This window comes from Micromonospora sp. WMMB482, from assembly GCF_019038635.1.
Classification (GTDB): Bacteria; Actinomycetota; Actinomycetes; order Mycobacteriales; family Micromonosporaceae; genus Micromonospora; species Micromonospora marina.
In genome coordinates this window covers 6,199,888-6,215,572 of record NZ_JAHOPD010000020.1, presented here as the reverse complement: position 1 = coordinate 6,215,572, position 15,685 = coordinate 6,199,888, and the positions used below count along the sequence as shown (strand labels likewise).

Annotated in this window: 8 protein-coding genes; 3 read left to right on the top strand and 5 right to left on the bottom strand. The window is 74.5% G+C overall.

From position 1 onward, the window contains the following. Positions 1-8 precede the first annotated feature (8 nt). Entirely contained in the window at positions 9-1,265 is a 1,257-nt protein-coding gene (locus tag KSK32_RS30195; RefSeq protein WP_216934922.1) for a hypothetical protein, read from the top strand. Positions 1,266-1,321: 56 nt separating this feature from the next. Here the strand turns inward: KSK32_RS30195 and KSK32_RS30190 are convergent, their stop codons facing one another. The 3 genes from KSK32_RS30190 to KSK32_RS30180 all read right to left on the bottom strand — a co-directional run bounded on the left by KSK32_RS30190 (position 1,322) and on the right by KSK32_RS30180 (position 4,427). After that, the gene (locus tag KSK32_RS30190; RefSeq protein ID WP_216934920.1) at positions 1,322-2,122 is read right to left on the bottom strand and encodes an ABC transporter permease; all 801 of its coding nucleotides are present in this window, start codon (positions 2,120-2,122) and stop codon (positions 1,322-1,324) included. Continuing rightward, entirely contained in the window at positions 2,119-3,105 is a 987-nt protein-coding gene (locus KSK32_RS30185) for an ATP-binding cassette domain-containing protein (RefSeq protein WP_216934918.1), read from the bottom strand. Before KSK32_RS30185 ends, KSK32_RS30190 begins: the two co-directional genes overlap by 4 nt. A gap of 83 nt (positions 3,106-3,188) precedes the next feature. Then, a complete protein-coding gene (locus KSK32_RS30180; protein ID WP_216934916.1) occupies positions 3,189-4,427 on the bottom strand; it encodes a cytochrome P450 in 1,239 nt (412 codons plus the stop codon). 195 nt (positions 4,428-4,622) lie between these two features. Here KSK32_RS30180 and bioA point away from each other — a divergent pair, with 195 nt between their 5' ends. Next, complete coding sequence (gene bioA / locus KSK32_RS30175) at positions 4,623-5,984, top strand: adenosylmethionine--8-amino-7-oxononanoate transaminase (protein ID WP_216934914.1); 1,362 nt, start codon at positions 4,623-4,625, stop codon at positions 5,982-5,984. A 64-nt stretch (positions 5,985-6,048) separates the two neighbouring features. Here the strand turns inward: bioA and KSK32_RS30170 are convergent, their stop codons facing one another. Together KSK32_RS30170 and KSK32_RS30165 are read right to left on the bottom strand one after the other, a co-directional pair. After that, on the bottom strand, positions 6,049-6,786 hold the full coding sequence (locus KSK32_RS30170; RefSeq protein WP_216934913.1) for a thioesterase II family protein: 738 nt from the start codon (positions 6,784-6,786) through the stop codon (positions 6,049-6,051). Continuing rightward, positions 6,783-13,295: a non-ribosomal peptide synthetase gene (locus KSK32_RS30165; protein WP_216934912.1), complete on the bottom strand. Its 6,513-nt coding sequence runs from the start codon at positions 13,293-13,295 to the stop codon at positions 6,783-6,785. The genes KSK32_RS30170 and KSK32_RS30165 overlap by 4 nt, the downstream gene beginning before the upstream one ends. Positions 13,296-13,406: 111 nt before the next feature. Between KSK32_RS30165 and fabD the strand changes: the two genes are divergently transcribed. Then, positions 13,407-15,656, top strand: coding sequence for an ACP S-malonyltransferase (gene fabD, locus KSK32_RS30160; RefSeq protein WP_289256428.1), 2,250 nt, complete (start codon positions 13,407-13,409; stop codon positions 15,654-15,656). The last annotated feature ends 29 nt before the right edge of the window (positions 15,657-15,685 follow it).

Below are 15,685 nucleotides of genomic sequence, written 5' to 3'. Positions count from 1 at the left end.
GTCCCACAGTGACCGAGTTCGCCCTCGACGCACCGGTCCTGGTCCGGCCGTACACCGCCCGCAGGGACGGTGACTTCGCCGTGATCGGTGACGACAGTCGTCAGGTCTACCTGTCCATCCCGGCCGAGGGCCTCGACCTGCTGGAGTGGCTGCGCGACGGCGCCACGGTCGGTGAGGCCGTCCGCCGCTTCGAGGCGACGCACGAGGCGTCGCCGGACGCCGACGCGTTCCTCCAGGCGCTGGCCGACGAGGGGTTCCTCGCCCCGGCCGGCGTACCGGATCCGCCGCCGGAGGCCGGCCCGCGCCGGCCACGACGCGGCGGGCATCTGGAGTGGCTGTCCCCCCAGGCCGCGCGGCGCCTGCTGAGCCGGCCGGTGCTCGCCGTCTGTGCGGTGGTCGTCGCAGTCGCGGTCGCGATGGCCGTCGACCGGCCGGGGCTGGTGCCCGGGCCGTCCAGCCTCATGTTCCACTCCCACTTCTGGGCCTACCTGCTGGTCGTCCTGGGCATCGCGGTGATCGGCGTGTGGCTGCACGAGCTGGCCCACGTCGTGGGGGCGCGCGCCGCCGGCACGTCGGCCCGGATGACGGTCGGCAACCAGATGTACGCCATCGTCGCGCAGACCGACCTGTCCGGGATGTGGATGGCGTCCAAGCGGGAGCGTTTCGTCGCGGTGCTGGTCGGGCCGCTCGTCGACGTGATCGGCGCGGCGCTGCTGTTCATCACGCTGTGGCTGAACGACGTCGGCGTCCTCGGCCTGCCGGAGCCGGTGCGGCTGGTGGTGGCCGGCGTGCTGTTCACCTCGTTCATCCGGCTGCTCTGGCAGACGTTCCTGTTCCTGCGCACCGACTTCTACTACCTGATCACGACGGCGCTGGACACCCGCAGCCTGATGGCCGACACCGGCGCCTACCTGCGCAACCTCGTCCGGCGGGTGCTGCGCCGCCGGCTCATCGACCAGTCCGGGGTCGGGCGCGGCGAGATGCGCACCATCCGGATCTACGCGGTGGTCTGGGTGCTGGGCCGCGTCGTGGCCCTGGCCGTCCTGTTCACCGCGACGATCCCGCTGCTGTGGTTCTACCTGGTCCGGGTCGTCGGCTTCTTCCGCGGTGACGAGATGACCGGCCAGTTCACCTGGGCGGACGTGCTCGCGCTGGCGATGCTGTCGTTCCTGCTCGACGGCGGCGGCACCCTGATGTGGCTGCGGTCGCTGCGGCGTTCCAGCCGGCTGCGCCGCCGCGCGCCGGACCGCGTCCTGGTGGAGTAGGCCCCGCGGACGACGACTCCGCCCGCACGCCGACGGCGCGGGCGGAGTCGTCGTTCTCAGCGCCCGGCGGACCTGCGGAACTGGGCGATCGCCAGGGGGATCGACAGGGCCAGCAGCGCGCCGATCCACAGCCCGGAGGCGGCGACCGGGTGTTGCAGCGGCCAGACGTCCGGCGCGGTGGACGGGTCGACGTTGCCGAACTGGACCCGGACCGCCTGGACGATCGCCGAGACCGGGTTCCACTCGGCGACCGGTTGCAGGACGCCCGGCATGGAGTCGATCGGCACGTAGGCGTTGGAGAGGAAGCCCAGCGGGATGGCGATGGTGAAGCCCGTGCTGCTGACCGCCTCCGGCGCCCGGGACGCCAGCCCCACCACGGCCATCAGCCACGACAGCGCGTACGCGAACGCCAGCAGGATTCCGAACCCCAGCGCCGCCTCGGGCAGCGACGTGTGGCTGCGCCACCCGACGAACAGGCCGAGCAGCGCGGTGACGGTGATGACCACGCCGCTGTTCACCAGGTCGCTCGTGGTGCGGCCGACGAGCACGGCGGAGCGGGAGATGGGCATCGACATGAGCCGGTCGACGATGCCGTTGCGCAGGTCGGCGGCGATCGCGGTGCCGGTGTTGACGGCGCCGAAGAGAACCGCCTGCACGAAGATGCCGCCGAGCAGGTACTCGCGGTACGGCACCCCCTGCACGTCGATCGCGCCGCCGACGATGAAGCCGAACAGCAGCGTCATCATCGCCGGCGCGATGGCCGCGTTGAGCAGCATCTCGGGTACGCGCAGGATCATCCGCAGGTTGCGCTTCGCGACGACGACGCCCTCACCGAAGGCCAGTACGACGGCGTTCACTGCTTCTCCTCCACGGTCTCCTTGACGGGCTCGTCGCCGGTGCGCGGGCCGGGGCCGCCGGTGAGGGCGAGGAAGACGTCGTCCAGCGTCGCGGTGCGCAGCGCGGCGTCCCGGACCGGGACGCCGGCCTGGCGCAGCAGCCGCGCGCCGGCCAGGAGCGTGTCCACCCCGTCGCCGGCCGGCACGGAGATCCGGCCGGCGGCCTCGTCCACACTCGCCGGACCGGTGCCGAGCGAGGTGAGCACCGCCTGTGCGGCGGTCAGGTCGGCGTCCGGCCCGACCGTGATCTCCAGGCTGGTGCCGGAGACCCGACGCTTCAGCTCGTCCGGCGTGCCGCGGGCGACCACCCGGCCGTGGTCGATCACCACGATCTGGTCGGCCAGCCGGTCGGCCTCCTCGAGGTACTGCGTGGTCAGCAGCAGCGTCATGCCGCCGGAGACCAGCTCGCCGATGGTGTCCCAGAGCGCCGTCCGGCTCCGGGTGTCCAGGCCGGTGGTCGGCTCGTCCAGGAACAGCACCCGGGGCGTACGGATCAGCGCGGCGGCCAGGTCGAGGCGCCGCCGCATGCCGCCGGAGTACTCCTTCGCCCGGCGCCCGGCGGCGTCCACGAGGTCGAAGCGTTGCAGCAGCTCGTCGGCCCGCTGCCGGCTCTGCCGGGAGCCCAGGTGCAGCAGCCGGCCCAGCATCTCCAGGTTCTCGAACCCGGAGAGGTTCTCGTCGACGGCGGCGTGCTGCCCGGACAGGCTGATCACCCGGCGTACCTCGGCGGCCTGGGTGACCACGTCGAACCCGGCCACCTCGGCCCGGCCGCCGGTCGGGGCGAGCAGTGTGGTGAGCAGCCGGACGGCGGTGCTCTTGCCCGCGCCGTTCGGCCCGAGGATCCCGGTGATGGTGCCCTCCGGCACCACCAGGTCCAGGCCGTCCAGCGCGGTCACCTTGTCGAACTGTCTGCGTAACCCGTCAGCGACGATGGCGTTCGCCACGTCGTCTCCTCCCTCTGCGGTTCGGTCGGATGCTCACCGGCCGGCCGGCCGAACCGCAGTGGGAGCCGGTCGTGCCGGCCCGGTCAGAACTCGACCGTGAGCGCGGTCAGCCCGCGCAGCGTGAGCCCGGGCCGCCAGGGCGTCTCGTCGAGGCTCTCCGCCGGGCGCAGGTCGGGCATCCGGGCGAGCAGCGTGGTGATGGCGACCTGTCCCTCGACGCGGGCCAGCGGCGCGCCCAGGCACATGTGGGCGCCCCGGCCGAACGCGAGGTGCCGGTTCGCGGTCCGTTCGATGTCGAGCCGGTCCGGCTCCGGGTAGCGGCCCGGATCGCGGTCGGCGGCCGCGAGGACCCCGATGACCATCTCGCCGCGGCTGATCGGCACGCCGCCGATCTCGGTGTCCTCGGCGGCGAACCGCGGGAAGCTGATCTCGATCGGGCCGTGGTAGCGCAGCATCTCCTCGACGGCGCCCGGCGCCAGCTCGGGCTTGTCGCGCAGCAGCCGCAACTGGTCGGGGTTGCGGAACAGTGCCAGGACCATGTTGCCGATCAGGTGCTGGGTGGTGCCGAGACCGCCGACCACGAGCAGCGCCACCATCTTCAGCAGTTCGTCGTCGCTCATCCGCTCGCCGTCGGCCTCGGCCAGGGCCATCCCGGAGATCAGGTCGTCGCCGGGCTCGGCGCGCTTGCGCTGGATCAGCGCGTCCAGGTAGCGCACGAACTCCTCGATCTCCGCCATCACCTCGGCCGGGCTCATGCCCTGCGGCGCGGACTGCGCGGACGTCGGGTCCAGCGACAGCAGCAGCTCCGACCAGAGCCGGAACCGGTCCCGGTCGGCGCGGGGGATGCCCAGCATGTCGGACATCACGGTGAGCGGCAGCGGCACCGCGAAGTCCTCGACCAGGTCGAAGGTCCGTCCCTCGCGGTCGAGCAGCCCGTCGACCAGCTGGTCGGTGATCTGCTGGACGCCGGGGCGCAGCCGTTCGACGTACTGCGGCGTGAACGCCTGCTGCACCAGCCGGCGCTGCCGCGTGTGCTCGGGCGGGTCGACGCTGCCCATGCTGCCGCCGAGCAGCCGTACCACCGCCTCGGGCAGCGACGGCGCCTCCATGCCCTCGGGCATCACGGTCGGGCTGGTCTTGAACCGGTGGTAGTCGGTGAGGAAGCTGGTGCACTCGTCGTAGCCGGTGACCAGCCAGACGTCCTGGCCGGTGGGCATCCGGACCCGGGAGACCGGGTTGGTGTCGCGGAGGGCGGCGTAGGTGTCGTAGGCCGTCTCCCGTGCGGCTGGTGACATCAGGTCCGGTTGTTCGGAGGTCGTCATGTCGGCGTCCCCTCTCCAGCGTTCGGCCGCACCGGTCGGCGCCGGCTCCGGATGAGCATTTCCGGGCCATGCCGACACCTCTGCTCAGAGTTGAGCACCGGCCACCCTGCGCACTACTGCGCAGACGTCACCGGCCCTGTTCCGGTGGACTGCGTGCTGTTGTCCTGGTTCCCTTCGATGACGGAGCGCCGACGCATGGACCTCGAAACCACGGAGACCGAACGCCTGCGCACGCTGGACCAGCAGCGCGTGTGGCACCCGTACACCCCCACCGACGCCTACCTCAGCGCCAAGCCCCTGGTGATCACCCACGGCGAGGGTGTCTACCTGGTGGACAGCGACGGCAACCGCTATCTCGACGCGGGTTCCTCGCTGGGCGTGAACATCCACGGCCACCAGCGTCGGGAACTGAACGAGGCGCTGGCCGCGCAGGCGGCGAAGATCGCGCACACCACGCTCTACGGCATGACCCACCCGGGCGCGGCGGAACTCGCCGACCGGCTGGTCCGGCTCGCCCCGGAGGGCATCGACAAGGTGCTGTTCCTGGAGTCCGGCTCCAGCGCCGTGGAGACGGCGATGAAGATGGCGTACTCCTACTGGGTCTTCAAGGGCTCGCCGCAGCGCAACAAGTTCGTGTCCATGGGCGGGGCGTTCCACGGCGACACCATCGGCGCGCTGTCCGTGGGCCAGATGACGATCCTGAAGAACTTCTACCAGCCGCTGCTGCGCGAGACCAGCTCGTTCGCCCAGCCGTACGCGTACCGCTGCGGGTTGTGCAACAACAACTGCAACCTGGCCTGCGCGGACACGCTGGAGGAGGTGCTGGAGCGCGAAGGCGACGAGGTGGCCGCCGTGCTCGTCGAGCCGCGCGTGCAGAACGTCAGCGGCATGATCGTCGCGCGCGACGGTCACCTGGCCCGGGTCGCCGAGATCGCCCGCCGGTACGGCGTCCTGCTCATCGCCGACGAGCTGGGTGTGGGCTTCGGCCGTACCGGCCCGATGTTCGCCTGCCAGGCCGACGGCGTGTCGCCCGACATCCTCTGCGTGGGCAAGGGCCTGACCGGCGGGTACATGCCGTTGACGGCGACGATGGCGTCGAAGGAGGTGTTCGACGCGTTCCGCGGTGACGGCAAGATGCTGCTGTCCGGGCACACGTTCTCCGGCAACCCGCTCGCCGTCGCCGTGGCGCTGGCGAGCCTGGACCTGTTCGAGAAGGACGACCTGATCCGGCACGGCCAGGCGCAGGCCGTGGTCCTGGCCGAGGAGCTGGACAAGTTCCGCAGCGTCGCGCACGTCGGTGACGTCCGGCAGTGCGGCCTGCTGGCCGCCGTCGAGCTGGTGGCCGACGTGGAGACGCGCGAGCCGTTCCCGATGGAGCTGGGCGTGGCGACGCGCATCACCGAGCGGTGCCGGGAGCTCGGCATGATCATCCACTCGGCGCCGAGCGACACCATCGTCATCGTGCCGCCGCTGGTGATGACCGAGGAGGAGCTACGCACGATGGCGCGGATCCTGCTCCAGGCGACGCAGGAGGTCGTGGCCTCGTTGCCGGCCTGAGCACCGGAGAAACGGGAACGGGACGGGCGGAGGGCCCGTCCCGTTTCGTCGTCCCCGGACCGTCTCAGGACCGCACGGCGAGATCGGCCAGCAGCGCCTCGGCCAGCTCGGCGGGCGGACCGGCCAGATAGAAGTGACCGCCGCTGAACACCCGCAGGCTGAAGCCGGCCGACGTGACATCGGCCCAGGAACGCATCTCCACCACGTCGACCTCCGGGTCGGCGTCGCCGGTGAACGCCGACACGGGACAGCGCAGCGGCGGGCCGGGCAACTGCCGGTACGTCTCGTTGACCGCGAAGTCAGCGCGCAGCCCCGGCAGGAACAACGCCATCAGGTCGTGCCGTCGCAGCACCTCGTCCGGCGTGCCACCGAGCGCCGCGACCGCCGGCAGGAACTCGTCCGCGCCGAGCGTGTGCCGGTCCGGCCGGCGGGCCGGCAGGTGCGGCGCGCGCCGGCCGGAGACGAACAGCCGCGCCGGGCCGCCCGCCCCGGCGGACAGCCGCCGGGCGGTCTCGTAGGCGACCACCGCGCCCATGCTGTGGCCGAACAACGCGTACGGGCGGTCCGCGTGCGCCCTGATCGCGGCGGCCAGCGGCGGCACGAGACGGTCGATGCTGGTGTACGGCGGCTCCCGCAGGCGGGACTCCCGGCCGGGCAGCACGACCGGGCAGACGCCCAGGTACGGCTCCAGCGCGGCGCGCCACGGCCGGAAGAACGAGCCGCCGCCGCCGGCGTGCGGGACGCAGTACAGCAGCATCGGGGCGTCCGGGGCGGCCGGGCCCTTGATCCACGGGTTGCTCATCGTTCCTCCTCGTCGGACCGCAGCACCACGTGCCCCACCGTGCCGGTCGCGCCGACGGCGGTGACGAGCGCGCGCAGCGGGACGCCGGTCCACGGCTCGGACCGGCGCACGAACCGCACCGGCAGCGCGCCGAGGTCGACGAGCGGGTGGGGCGCCTCCGCCAGCAGGGTCGGTACGAGCCGGCGGTGCCGCAGCTGGAGGAGCACCTTGGTCAGCTGCGCGAGCCCGGACGCGGCCTCCGCGTGACCCAGGTTCGGCTTGAGGGTGCCGATCGGCACGCGTACCCCCTCGGGACCGGGCGCGGCGGCCAGGAACCGGCCCACGGCCTCGATCTCGGCGGCGTCGGAGAGTACGGCCCCGGAGGCCGCGCACTCGACGTACCCGATGTCGGCGGGGGTGAGCCCGGCCCGGCTCACCGCCTCGGCGAGCGACCCGGCGAGGGTGGCCGCGTCGGGCGTGCCGAACCGGTTCGTCGCGCCGCTGTGCCCCACCCAGGTGCTCTCCACCACGGCGTCGACGCGGTCGCGGTCCCGGCGCGCGTCGCCGAGCCGGCGCAGCAGCAGGGCGCCGGCGCCCTCGCCGGGCGACCAGCCGCCGGCGGCGGCGTCCAGTGCCGGGTGCGGCGTCTCGGCGACCAGGCCCAGCCCGCGCAGCACCGCCGCGTGGTACGGATGTCCCAGCAGGTTGACCGCGCCGACCACGGCGGCGTCGCAGTCGCCCCGGTCGAGGCTCTCGGCCGCCTGGCGCAGGGCGGTGAGCGCCGAGGAGCAGGAGGTGTCCACGGCGAGGCTCGGGCCGCGGAAGTCGAAGGCGTGGGAGATCCGGTTGGCGATCTCGGACCCGGTGCCGGAGATCCGGGCCGGGTCGCCGTCGCGCCACCGGTCGGTGCCGGCGAGGCGGTGGTCGTGCCACATCACACCGACGAAGACACCGACCCGGCCGAGGGACGCCGGGGTGTGGCCGGCGTCCTCCAGGCACGCCCACACCACTTCGAGCAGCACGCGTACCTGCGGGTCGAGGACGGCGGCCTCGGCCGGCGCGATCCCGAAGACCATGCTGTCGAACGTCTCCAGGCCGGACAGGTAGCCGCCGGCCGGTCCGTCCCCCCGCCCGGGCGGGGGCGGCGTGATCGCGCAGTGGCTGGCGTCGAGGTTGCGCCAGAGCGTCAGGACGTCGTCCGCGCCGGGATAGCGGCCCGCGACCCCGACCACGGCGATCTCGCGGGGCCCGGCGGCGGACGGCGGACCGGCTGCGGACGTGTCGGCCTCGTCGTCGCGCGTCACCGGACCGCACAGGAACGCCTGCTGGAACACGTGGTCGTCGTCCAGCCGCAACGCGGCGCGGACCGGCGCCTCGGCGACCGCGCCGATCGGGCACAACCCCAGCCCGTGGTCGGCCTGGGCGCCCATCAGCACCTGGCCGAGGTAGCCGGCCTCCAGCGCGAGGTACCGGTCGGCGTCGTCGCCGTACAGCGGGCGGATCGCCCGCGCCTGCCCGACGAGGAGGAGCTGGAACGCCGCCCGGTCGTACACCGGCCGGTTGTAGACGAAGTGCGCGGTGCGGTCCAGGGCGGTTCCGTCATCGACGCGGCGCAGCGTGTGCTCGTCGGGGTGGTGGTAGTAGACGCCGGCCGGCAGCCCGGTGACCCGGTCACCGGGCACGTGGACGTAGACCTGCACGCCGTAGGTGTCGCCCGCCGACGGGTACAGCCGCCGCGTCCGGTCGCCGTCGGTCAGCGGGCGAAGCAGGCTCAGCAGGCCCGCCACGGTGGACAGCGGCACCGGCCGGTCGAGGAAGTCGCGGCGCGAGGCCCGCCGCCGGTACCGCCCGCGCGCGGGGCGATCCCCGGGCAGCGGTACGGCCTCGCCGTCGTCGCGCAGGTCGAGCCGCGCCGCGGCGAAGGCGGACCGCTCGGTGGGGGAGAGCACGTCGACAGTGCGCGGTGGCGGCACGGCGGCCGGGGGCGGGCCCGCGGGTACGGGTGCGGGTGCCGGCGGGCCGGGCGACAGGTGCGCGGCGATGCCGTCGATCGTCGGGTGCTCCAGCAGCGCCGCCACCGGCACCCGGGTGCCGAGACGCTCGTGCAGCCGGGCCGAGACCTGGACCATGGTGAACGAGGTGGCGCCCTGGTCCCACAGGTCGGCGGCCGGGTCGACGGTCTCGCCGAGCAGGTCGGCGAACAGTTCCGTGAGGACCTGACGGACACCCGGCGCGGGCGGGGCGTCCGCCGGTTCCGGCGGCGCGACCGGTGTGTGTGCAGCGGCCGGCGGGACCGGCGGCAGCGGCCACGGCAGCCCGGCGCGGTCCAGCTTGCCGTTGTCGGTGGCGGGGAACTGCTCCAGCACCGCCAGGTGGCTCGGCACCATGTAGTCCGGCAGCGTCTCGGCGGCGAAGGCCCGCAGGTCGCGGACGGCCGGAGCGACGCCACCGGAGGACAGCAGGTACGCCACCAGCTTGCGTTCGCCGCCCTCCTCGCGGGCCACCACCACCGCGTCCTTGACGCCCGGGTGGCCGCGCAGCCGGTGCTCGATCTCGCCGAGTTCGACCCGGAACCCGCGGATCTTCACCTGGTGGTCGGCCCGGCCCAGAAAGGTCAGGTTGCCGTCCGGCAGGAACGCCGCCCGGTCGCCGGTGCGGTACATCCGGTCGTCGGGCGGCCCGAACGGGCACGGCACGAACCGGTCCTCGGTGAGGTCCGGCCGGTTGTGGTAGCCGGAGCTGAGCACCTCCCCGGCGATATAGAGGTCGCCCTCGACGCCGGGCCGGCACGGGCGCCGGTCGACGTCCAGGACGTAGTAGCGGGCGTTGTCGATCGGCCGGCCGTAGGGGATGCTGCGCCACCCGGGATCGACCGTCCCGACGCGGTACCAGTTCGACCACACGGTGGCCTCGGTCGCCCCGCCGAGGTTGACGATCTCGGCGGCGGTGAAGCAGGCCCGCAGCTCGCCGGGCAGGGACAGCGGCGTGTGGTCACCGCTGAGGAACACCAGCCGCAGGTCGGTCGTGCCGGGCCCGCCGCGGTGCGCGGCGGTCAGCGGTACGACGTGCGCCAGTGTGGTCGGCGCGGAGTTCCAGAACGTGACCGGCTCCCGCAGCAGGACGTCCAGCAGCAGCGCCGGGTCCTTCTGCTGCTCGGAGTCGGCGACGTAGATCGAGGCGCCGTAGCCGAGCAGCCCGAGGATGTCGAACACGGACAGGTCGAAGCCGAGCGACGTCACGCACAGCCCGGTGTCCTCCGGTCCGAAGCGGAACGTCCGGCGCGCCCAGTGCAGGAGGTTGTGCACGGCCCGGTGGGTGACCGCGACGCCCTTGGGCCGGCCGGTGCTGCCGGAGGTGAAGATGACGTACGCGAGGTCGTCCTCGCCGGTGCACGGCTCCGGGTCCGGCACGGCTGCCGAACCGACCCGGTCGGCGTGGACCACGGCGATCCCGTCCGGCCCTCCCGGCGCCGGCAGGCCCAGGTCGCTCGTCGTGACGAGCGCGACCGCGCCCGCGTCGGCGAGCATCAGCGCGGCCCGGGCCGGCGGCAGCGACGGCTCCACCGGCAGGTAGGCGCCACCGGCCTTGAGCACGCCGTACACGGCGGCGACCATGAGGGGCCCCCGGTCGACACTGATCCCGACCACCGACCCGGCGCCGACGCCCGCGGCGCGCAGCCGGACCGCGATCCGGTTCGCCACCGCGTTCAGCTCACCGAAGGACGTGGTCCCGCCGCGCCCGCGTACGGCCACCGCCTCGGGCCGGGCCCTGACCTGGGCCTCGAACAGCAGGTGCACCGGCCCGGCGTGCGGGAACTCGACGGCGGTGTCGTTCCACCCGTACACGACGTCGCTGAGGTCGGCCAGTTCGGCCAGCGCCGACCGGTACGCGTCGAAGATCCGGTCCAGGTCGTCGTCGCCGATCGCGCCCTCGGTGGCGTCCCAGAACAGCCGCAGCGTGTCGTCGCCCTCGTTAATCGCGATGCAGTCCAGCGCCACGTCGGGCGTGCACGTCAGCCACGGGCCGGCGCGCACGCCGTCCGGCAGCGGCACGTCGCCGAGTTCGAGCAGCCCGGTGCACACGACCGGGTACCCGCCGCCGCCGTCGCGCATCCGCCGCAGCACCAGCCGCCGCAGCTCGGCCAGGCCCGAGGCGCCGTCGGCCGCCGCGTCGGCGGTGATCTGCCGGTCGTAGCGCTGGGCGAGGTCGAGCAGGTCCTCGCCCGGTTCGCCGGCGGCCAGCCAGCTCAGCGCGGTCAGCTCGGCGGGCCGGAACGGCTCGGACCGCGGCGTCCAGCGCACCAGCGGCACCGCGAAGCGGTCGTGGTGGCAGGTGCCGAGCGCGGTGGTGAGCGCGGCCATGAGCAGCGCGTCGAGGGCGAGGCCGCGTTCCCGGGCCAGCCGCCGGATCCGCGTCCAGCCCGGCACCCGGGCGGTACGCCGCCGCCGCGGCCCGGTGCGCGCCTCGATCGGCGGGCCGGGCGGAAGGTCGGCCAGGCGGTCCTGCCAGTACCGGCGGGCGTGCGGGTCCGGTGCCGCCTGCGGCGCGCGGGGCGGCCCGGCCACCGGCGTGCCGGGCTCGGCGTAGCGGCGCATCAGCTCGCGCAGCAGCAGGTGGATGCTGCGGCCGTCGGCCACCAGCAGGTCCAGCGCCACGTGCACGGTCGCCGCGCCGGCCTCGTCCACCTGGACGCGCAGCTCACCCTGGGGGAGCCGGCCGAGCGGGAAGGCCCGCCCCACCATGTCCCGCTGCACCGCGTCGCACGACGGCCCGCCGGGCCCGGTCACCGGGATGTGCCACCGGTCCGGCACGTCCTCGCCGGTGACCAGCCGTCCGTCCGGGGTGACGACGGTCCGCAGCGGCTCGTGCGCGGCGAGCAGGCCCAGCCAGGCCGCCTCCAGCCGGGGCAGGTCGAACCGGTCGACGGCGAAGGCGTGCACCACCTGACAGCCGCTCCACGGCCCGGTGCCGCCCGTGGTCCGGGCCACGAAGTACGCCTGCTGGAGGTCGTTGAGGGCCCGGCCGGCGTCGTCGGGCACGGGCCGCAGCCAGCGCAGCGTGTTGACGAACCAGGCGAAGGTCGCGGCGATGACACCCGGGCCGAAGGCGTCCTCCGCGACGTCCCACCGCACGCGCAGCTCCCCGTCGCGCTCGCCGATCTGCGCGTCGAGCGTGACGCCGGTGGTCTGGCTGACCGCGTACCGTCCGTCGGCGCCGGTCCCGCCCACGTCGAGCAGGCTGGTGAACACCACCGGAAGCTGCGCCGGTACCGGTAGCCGGCGGGACCGCAGCTCGCGGAGCGCGGCCACGCCGGGCACGTCGGCGTGTTCGAGGTCGCGGCGCAGCCGGTCGTGGACCGCGCGGGCGGCCTCGGCGAACGGCCGCCCGGTCGCCGGCTCGGCGACGAACACGGCGGTCGAGGTGAACGGCCCGGGCACACGCGCCGCCTCGGCGGGCAGCCAGAGCCGGCTGTTCGTGGTGAGCACGAGCGAGAACGCCGCGTCCGCGCCGGCCCGCCGCAGCGCCTCGGTGAAGGCGGTGAGCACCACAGCGGTCGGTGAGACGCCGAGATCGGCAGCGTACGCGGTCACCGCCGTCCACTCGCGCCGCGTCAGCGCCGCCGTGTACGGCACCCGGACCGGGCCGGGCTCGGCGCCGGACGTGGGCAGGGCGGGGCCGGGCGGCAGGTCGCGCAGCGCGTCGGCCCAGTACTCCAGGCCGGCGCGGTACCCGTCGCCGTCGCGGTGGGCGGCGAGGGCGACGCCGAGGTCCCGCAGCGCGGCGCCGGGGGCGGGCAGCTCGTGCCCGGGGTCGTCGTGGAGCGCCCGGAGCTGCTCGACGATCAGCTCCAGCCCGGCGCCGTCGACGATCGCCGCGTCGACGCTGAGGTGCAGCACGCCGCCGCCGTCCGCGGCACGGGTCACCTCGACCGTCCACAGCGGCTCGTCGGCCGGTCCGTAGGAGTGGTGGGAGAGGCGCCGGCGTACCTCCTCGGCGTCGTCGCCGACCGGCATGGTCCAGTCCGGCGGCCGCTCGGCCACCCGCTGGCGCCCGTCCGGGGTCAGCACGAGCCGCAGCGCCTCGTGGTGCCCGACGAGCCGCCCCCACGCCGCGCGCAGCCGGTCCACGTCCAGGCCGGGGATGTCGTACTCGCGGTAGAGGTGGCAGCCGGGCAGACCGGTCGCCTTGGCCAGCAGGTAGCCCTCCTGGAGCGGGGTGAGCGGGAACGGCTCGTGCCGCCGTGCGGGGTCGGGGCGTACGTCGGGACGCAGCCCCGACCCGGCGGGCGCGGCGCGGGCGGCCAGCCCGGCCAGTTCCCGTGCGGTGGCGCAGCGGCGCAGTGCGTCGGTCGGCAGGTCGGTGCCGAACGCGGCACCGACCTCCAGCAGCAGCCGCGCGGCGGCGAGGGAACCGAGCCCCAGGTCGCCCAGGGGCGTGTCGGCGTCGGCGGTTACCCCGGCCGGCAGCACGCCCGACAGGACGTCCAGGACGATCTCCACGCGGTCCGGGATGGCGGTCTGCTCGTTCATGCGCTCCCCGCTCCGAAGGCCGGCGTTCGCCGCAACCTAAGCGGCGCCGGACCGGGCGTGCTGCTCAACTCTGGGCAGCACGCCGGTCCGGCGGGCCGGACAGTCCAAGTCGTGTCCTTACGACCGAAGTCCGCCTGGGTGTTCCCGGGGCAGGGCGCGCAGCGCCGGGGCATGGGTGGTGACCTGTTCGACCGCTTCCCGGCCGAGTGCGCCGCCGCCGGCCGGATCATCGGCGTACCGGTGGCCCGGCTGTGCCGCGACGACGCCCTGCTCGGCGACACCCGGTACGCGCAGCCGGCGCTGTTCGTCGTCGGCGCGCTGGCCTACCTGGCGGCACGCGACGAGCAACCGCCGCCGGACTACCTCGCCGGGCACAGCCTCGGCGAGTACGCGGCGTTGTTCGCGGCCGGCTGCCTGGACTTCGAGGAGGCGCTGCGCCTGGTGTGCCGCCGCGGCGAGATCATGGCGCGGGCGGCCGGCGGCGGCATGCTCGCCGTCCTCGGACAACGGCTGGACCGGCTGCCCGGGGTGCTCGCCGACGCCGGGGTCGACGACGTGGACGTGGCCAACGACAACGCCGACGGCCAGGTGACGCTCTCCGGCCCGCGCGAGTCGCTGTCGGCGGCGGCGCGGGCGGTCACCGCCGCCGGTCTGGGCCGCTGCGTCCCGCTGCCGGTGGCCGCCGCGTTCCACTCGCGGTACATGCGCGCGGCGGCTGGTGAGTTCGCCGAGGTACTGTCGCAGGTCCGCTTCGCGCCGCCGCAGGTGCCGGTGATCTCCAACGTGACCGCCCGGCCGCACGACCCGCTGCTGCTGCCCGACCTGCTCGCCGTGCAGCTGCGCCGCCCGGTGCGGTGGCGCGAGACCATGGCGTACCTGGTCGGCCGCGGCGTGCGCACGGTGCGCGAGCTGGGTCCGGGCCGGGTGCTGACGGACCTGTTCCGTCCGGTGCTCGCGGCGGCGCCGGCCGTGCCGGACGGGCGCGACCCGGGACCGGCGGCGCTCGGCTGTCAGCGGTTCCGCGCCGACTACGGCGTCACGTGGTCCTACCTCGCCGGCTCGATGTACCGCGGGATCAGCTCGGTGGCGATGGTCGCCCGCCTGGGCAAGGCGGGCCTGCTCGGTTTCTTCGGCGCGGGCGGCTTCGACCGCGACGAGATCGAGGTGGTCCTGCGCTCGCTCACCGCGGATCCCGGCCCGGGCCGCTTCGGCATGAACCTGCTGGCGATGCCGGACAACCCGGCGCTGGAGTCGGCGCTGGCGGAGCTGTACGTCCGGCACGACGTCCGCTACGTCGAGGCGGCCGGGTACACCGGCGTCACCGCGGCCCTGGTGCGGTTCCGCTTCGCCGGCGCGCACCTGAGCGACGACGGCACCCCGGTCGCCGTCCGGCACGTCGTGGCGAAGGTGTCCCGGCCCGAGGTCGCGGCCGCGTTCCTGGCCCCGCCGCCGGCGGCGATGCTCACCGCTCTGGTGGCCGAGGGCGCGCTGTCCGCCAGGGAGGCCGCCGCGGCGGCCCGGCTGCCGGTGAGCGGCGACCTGTGCGCCGAGGCCGACTCCGCCGGGCACACCGACGCGCGGTCCGCGCTCACCCTCGTGCCGGACCTCGCCCTGCTGCGCGACGCGGAGATGCTCCGGCACCGCTACCCGGAACGGATCCGGGTCGGCGCCGCGGGCGGGCTGGGCACCCCGCAGGCGGTCGCCGCGGCGTTCGTGCTCGGCGCCGACTTCGTGGTCACCGGGTCGATCAACCAGGCCACCCCCGAGGCCGGGACGTCACCCGAGGTCAAGGACCTGCTGGCGCGCGCCGGGATCCAGGACACCGCGTACGCGCCGGCCGGCGACACGTTCGAGTTCGGCTCCCGGGTGCAGGTGCTGCGCCGCGGCACGATGTTCGCGGCGCGGGCCACCCAGCTGCTCCAGCTCTACCACCGCTACGACACCTGGGACGACGTGCCCGTCGCGATCCGCGACGCCGTGGAACGGACCACCTTCCGCCGGCCGTTCGCGCAGGTGTGGCGGGAGACCGAGCGGCACTACCGGGCCACCGGCCGGGCCGCGGAGGTGGAGCGGGCCGGCCCGCGACGGCGGATGGCCCTGGCGTTCAGGTGGTACTTCGCCCACGCCACGGACGTGGCGCTGCGCGGCGACACCACCGAACGGGCGAACTTCCAGGTCCACACCGGACCGGCGATCGGCGCCTTCAACCGGTACGTGCGCGGCACCGAACTGGCCGACTGGCGGCTGCGGCACGTCGACGTCATCGCCGAACTGCTGATGCGCGGGGCGGCCGACGTCCTGCGCCGGCACTGTCCGCCCGTGGCCATTAGTGAGCAGAGCGGCTGCTCCGATGCTGACTAGCGTGTCCGGGCGCCCACCGAACCAGCCGA

What these genes read in the sequence shown, in the direction of transcription:
- KSK32_RS30180 (WP_216934916.1), bottom strand. Translation starts at nt 4,427, where the DNA reads ATGACGACCTCCGAACAACCGGACCTGATGTCACCAGCCGCACGGGAG.
- bioA (WP_216934914.1), top strand. Translation starts at nt 4,623, where the DNA reads ATGGACCTCGAAACCACGGAGACCGAACGCCTGCGCACGCTGGACCAG.
- KSK32_RS30170 (WP_216934913.1), bottom strand. Translation starts at nt 6,786, where the DNA reads ATGAGCAACCCGTGGATCAAGGGCCCGGCCGCCCCGGACGCCCCGATG.
- KSK32_RS30165 (WP_216934912.1), bottom strand. Translation starts at nt 13,295, where the DNA reads ATGAACGAGCAGACCGCCATCCCGGACCGCGTGGAGATCGTCCTGGAC.